The 1,880-nt window shown below is 57.4% G+C and carries 1 rRNA gene; it reads left to right on the forward strand.

Features of this window, described 5'->3' with window-relative positions:
- Positions 1–1,826 (forward strand): 23S ribosomal RNA (locus ACH4F6_RS39940); the annotation flags it as partial.
- Positions 1,827–1,880: the final 54 nt, after the last annotated feature.

Consider the following 1,880-nt stretch of genomic DNA (forward strand, 5'->3'; position numbering starts at 1 on the left):
GTGATGGGTAGGGGAGCGTCGTCTGCCGGGTGAAGCAGCACCGGAAGGTAGTTGTGGACGGTTGACGAGTGAGAATGCAGGCATGAGTAGCGATTCACACGTGAGAAACGTGTGCGCCGATTGACTAAGGGTTCCTGGGTCAAGCTGATCTGCCCAGGGTAAGTCGGGACCTAAGGCGAGGCCGACAGGCGTAGTCGATGGATAACCGGTTGATATTCCGGTACCCGCTGTGAAGCGTCAAACATCGAACCAGGCGATGCTAAGTCCGTGAAGCCGCCCCGGAGCCTTCGGGCAAAGGGGAGTGGTGGAGCCGACGGACCAGACTTGCAGTAGGTGAGTGATGGGGTGACGCAGGAAGGTAGTCCAGCCCGGGCGGTGGTTGTCCCGGGGTAAGGGTGTAGGACGGTGTGTAGGCAAATCCGCACACCATGTGTCTGAGACCTGATGCCGAGCCGATTGCGGTGAAGTGGATGATCCTATGCTGTCGAGAAAAGCCTCTAGCGAGTTTCATGGCGGCCCGTACCCTAAACCGACTCAGGTGGTCAGGTAGAGAATACCGAGGCGTTCGGGTGAACTATGGTTAAGGAACTCGGCAAAATGCCCCCGTAACTTCGGGAGAAGGGGGGCCATCACCGGTGATCGGACTTGCTCCGTGAGCTGGGGGTGGCCGCAGAGACCAGCGAGAAGCGACTGTTTACTAAAAACACAGGTCCGTGCGAAGCCGTAAGGCGATGTATACGGACTGACGCCTGCCCGGTGCTGGAACGTTAAGGGGACCGGTTAGCTCACCTTCGGGTGGGCGAAGCTGAGAACTTAAGCGCCAGTAAACGGCGGTGGTAACTATAACCATCCTAAGGTAGCGAAATTCCTTGTCGGGTAAGTTCCGACCTGCACGAATGGCGTAACGACTTCTCGACTGTCTCAACCATAGGCCCGGTGAAATTGCACTACGAGTAAAGATGCTCGTTTCGCGCAGCAGGACGGAAAGACCCCGGGACCTTTACTACAGTTTGATATTGGTGTTCGGTTCGGCTTGTGTAGGATAGCTGGGAGACTGTGAAAGCCATACGCCAGTATGGTGGGAGTCGTCGTTGAAATACCAGTCTGGTCGTGCTGGATGTCTAACCTGGGTCCGTGATCCGGATCAGGGACAGTGTCTGATGGGTAGTTTAACTGGGGCGGTTGCCTCCTAAAGGGTAACGGAGGCGCCCAAAGGTTCCCTCAGCCTGGTTGGCAATCAGGTGTTGAGTGTAAGTGCACAAGGGAGCTTGACTGTGAGACCGACGGGTCGAGCAGGGACGAAAGTCGGGACTAGTGATCCGGCGGTGGCTTGTGGAAGCGCCGTCGCTCAACGGATAAAAGGTACCCCGGGGATAACAGGCTGATCTTCCCCAAGAGTCCATATCGACGGGATGGTTTGGCACCTCGATGTCGGCTCGTCGCATCCTGGGGCTGGAGTCGGTCCCAAGGGTTGGGCTGTTCGCCCATTAAAGCGGTACGCGAGCTGGGTTTAGAACGTCGTGAGACAGTTCGGTCCCTATCCGCTGCGCGCGCAGGAGTCTTGAGAAGGGCTGTCCCTAGTACGAGAGGACCGGGACGGACGAACCTCTGGTGTGCCAGTTGTTCTGCCAAGGGCATGGCTGGTTGGCTACGTTCGGGAGGGATAACCGCTGAAAGCATCTAAGCGGGAAGCCTGCTTCGAGATGAGGACTCCCACCCACTTGATGGGGTAAGGCTCCCAGTAGACGACTGGGTTGATAGGCCGGATCTGGAAGCACGGCAACGTGTGGAGGTGACCGGTACTAATAGGCCGAGGGCTTGTCCTCAGTTGCTCGCGTCCACTGTGTTGGTTCTGAAACCACGAACAGCCCCATGCGTGT

Origin of the sequence: Streptomyces sp. NPDC017936 (assembly GCF_044328485.1) — a bacterium.
Lineage (GTDB): Bacteria > Actinomycetota > Actinomycetes > Streptomycetales > Streptomycetaceae > Streptomyces.